The sequence below is a fragment of the Acidocella sp. MX-AZ02 genome, assembly GCF_000306035.1.
GTDB lineage: Bacteria > Pseudomonadota > Alphaproteobacteria > Acetobacterales > Acetobacteraceae > Acidocella > Acidocella facilis.
Genome location: NZ_JH976207.1, coordinates 199,695 through 202,506, shown reverse-complemented (window position 1 = coordinate 202,506; position 2,812 = coordinate 199,695). Strand labels below are relative to the sequence as shown.

Sequence of the window (2,812 nt, the reverse complement as noted above, 5' to 3'; positions counted from 1 at the left end):
AGCGCCGCCTTCACCACCGAGACATTGGTGCCGTTGCCTTCCTCCGCCCGCAGCGCCTCGAACGGCTCCATGGTGGCGATCATCGCGCGGGCCTTGGCGTAGTCCCCGGCTTCCAGGGCGGCGTGAATCGCGACCGAATGCGCCGGCCAGACATTGATGAGGCCGGAGGTGAAGCCGCGCGCCCCCACCGCGTAGAAGGCCGGCGCCCAGGTTTCGGCCAGCCCGCCGACCCAGACGATGGCGGGGTCGGCACGGCGGATCGCCTCGGCCAGGCGCAGCGGCGCCGGGGTCGCCCATTTCACCCCGACCACGTTGGGGATGGCGCAAAGATCCGCGATGGCGTCCAGGCCGATGCCGTCATTGCGCAGATAGATCACCACCGGCAGCCCCTGCCCGGCCTCGGCGATGCGCTTCACATATTCGACGACGCCGCGCGGGGCGACGAACGGGTCGGGCGGCTGGTGCACCATCAGCGCCGAAGCGCCGGCGGCGCGGGAGGCTTTGGTGAGGGCCAGCGCGTCATGGATCGAGCGGCCGATGCCGGCCAGCAGCGGCACCCGCCCGGCCACCGCCTCCGCCGCCGCATGCACCGCACGCTCCGCCTCGGCGGTGGTCAGGCCGTAGAATTCGCCGGTATTGCCGTTGGCGGTGAGGATATGCACGCCCGCCGCCGCCGCCCGCTCCGCGATCGCGGCAAGCGGTGCCGGGTCAATCTGGTCCTGCCGGTTGAACGGTGTCACGAGAATGCCCGAAATGCCCGTGAGCCGGGCACGAAACTCTTCAGCGGTGAAGCTCATCTTGCGATCCTTATCCCTTACCAAATCATGATCTTCGTTTGAAATCAGCGTGATGTCCGGAAGCGGCCAAAGCAGCGCCGCCACGGTCCGGACCGGTCGATTTACATATATTATAAACTTAATTGACAACTTTTTGTCAAGCGCGGCCTTGCCGCCTCCTGCATGCTGCGCTGTAACCGGCAAAGGAGGATCGCCAATGACCCGTTCGGACGCTGCAGAGCGCGACCAGCCTGACTCTTTACATCTGCGGCAAGGCCCGACCGAGCTGGCACTCTCGCCAGGCCAGGGCGGCGCCATCATCGGCTGGCACCATGGCGGCACCAGCCTGATGCGGACGGTGCAGCCCGGGCAGGATGGCACGGTGAGCGTGCGCCAGCTGGCCTCCTACCCGCTGATCCCGTTTTCCAACCGCATCGCCCATGGGCAATTCAGCTTTGAGGGCCAGAGCTATACCCTGCCCCGGGACACGCGCGAGACGCGCCATGCGATGCATGGCAACGCGCTTCTCGCCCCCTGGGAGATTGACCGCGCCAGCCCTGCCGAGGCCTTGCTGCGCCTTGCCTCCTCACCGAACCGGCCGGATTTGCTCGCCTTCCCCTTTGCCTATGAGGCCACCCAGCTTTACCGGGCGCTGGATGACGGGTTCGAGATCGAAATCAGCATCCGCAACCAGGACCGCCGGGCCATGCCGGCCGGGATGGGGCATCATCTTTATTTCCCGCGCCTGCCAGGGGTGAGGGTGCGCTTCGCGGCGGCCGCGATGTGGGAGAGCGACCAGGAGGCGCTGCCCGCCTTAAGGACGGATGCCTGGCGCAGCCGGCTGGAAGCCGGGCTGGGCGACCTCGATTCAGTCAATTTCGATAATTGCTTCGAGGGTTGGGCGGGCCAGGCCTGGCTGGATTATCCAGAACAGGGCTACAGGATCCGGATCGAGGCCTCGCCCTTGTTCGGCCATGCGGTGTTCTTCACCCCGCCGGGGAAGGATTTTTTCGCCTTCGAGCCGGTCTCGCATCTCAATAACGCGATCAACCAGCCCGACGGGCCGCAAGCCCATGGGCTGAAAATCCTCGAACCCGACGAGGCGGTCAGCGGGTGGATCAGGCTGATCCACGAGGCGCTGTAAGCGCCCCTCCCCTGGCGCGGCGCGCGCGGCTTGACAGCCGGCCGGGGGGCTTCCAGGCAAGAGACAGGCCAGCGCGCCTTCCCTGTCTCAACCCACCTTGGATGATCGCATGACCATAAGCCCGCCCCCTGCCCCCCGCGCCGAACTCACGCTGCGCAGTGTTCTCATCGGCATCCTGATCACCTTCGTGTTCACCGCCGCCAATGTCTATTTCGGGTTGAAAGCCGGGCTGACCTTTTCCTCTTCGATCCCGGCGGCGGTGATCTCGATGGCAATTTTGCGCGCCGTGGGCGGCGCCAGCATCCAGGAAAACAATATCGTGCAGACGGTGGCCTCCGCCGCCGGCACGCTCTCCTCGATCATTTTCGTGCTGCCGGGGCTGGTGATCGTCGGTTATTGGAGCGGGTTTCCGTTCTGGCAGACCAGCCTGATCTGTGCCGCCGGCGGGATTCTGGGGGTGATGTACACGATCCCGCTGCGCCGGGCGCTGGTGACGGACTCTGATCTTCCCTACCCTGAAGGGGTGGCCTGCGCGGAGGTGCTGAAAGTCGGCACGCAAGGCGCGCCGGAGGCCGGCGGGGCCGGGCTGCGCACCGTGGTCTGGGGCGGCATCGTCTCGGCGGTGTTTTATTTCATCGTGCAGACGCAGATTTTCGCCGCCAGCATCGCCGGCTATGGGCGCTTTGGCGGGAAAAACGAGGATGCGACCGGATTCGAGTTCGATCTCTCTTTCGCGCTGTTCGCCATCGGCCATCTGGTCGGGCTGTGGGTGGGGCTGGCGATGGCGCTGGGGGCGGCGATCGGCTGGCTCTGGGGGGTGCCGCATTTCACCGCGCTGCATGCGATTCCCGGCAGCGCCGCCGCCGCCGCCTCGGCCGGGTGGAGCCATTAT

The 2,812-nt window shown here is 66.4% G+C and carries 3 protein-coding genes; 2 read left to right on the top strand and 1 reads right to left on the bottom strand.

What is annotated here, in order from left to right; genetic code table 11:
- Window positions 1-797, bottom strand: a 797-nt coding sequence (locus MXAZACID_RS00985; RefSeq protein WP_039884842.1) for a dihydrodipicolinate synthase family protein, incomplete at its 3' end; no start/stop codon positions are given.
- A 196-nt stretch (window positions 798-993) separates the two neighbouring features.
- On the opposite strand from MXAZACID_RS00985, the gene MXAZACID_RS00980 reads away from it, so the two are divergent.
- Both MXAZACID_RS00980 and MXAZACID_RS19950 read left to right on the top strand, forming a co-directional pair.
- Window positions 994-1,920, top strand: a complete 927-nt coding sequence (locus tag MXAZACID_RS00980) for an aldose 1-epimerase (RefSeq protein ID WP_008492134.1) — start codon at window positions 994-996, stop codon at window positions 1,918-1,920.
- Window positions 1,921-2,029: 109 nt separating this feature from the next.
- Window positions 2,030-2,812, top strand: a 783-nt coding sequence (locus tag MXAZACID_RS19950) for an OPT family oligopeptide transporter (protein ID WP_008492133.1), incomplete at its 3' end; no start/stop codon positions are given.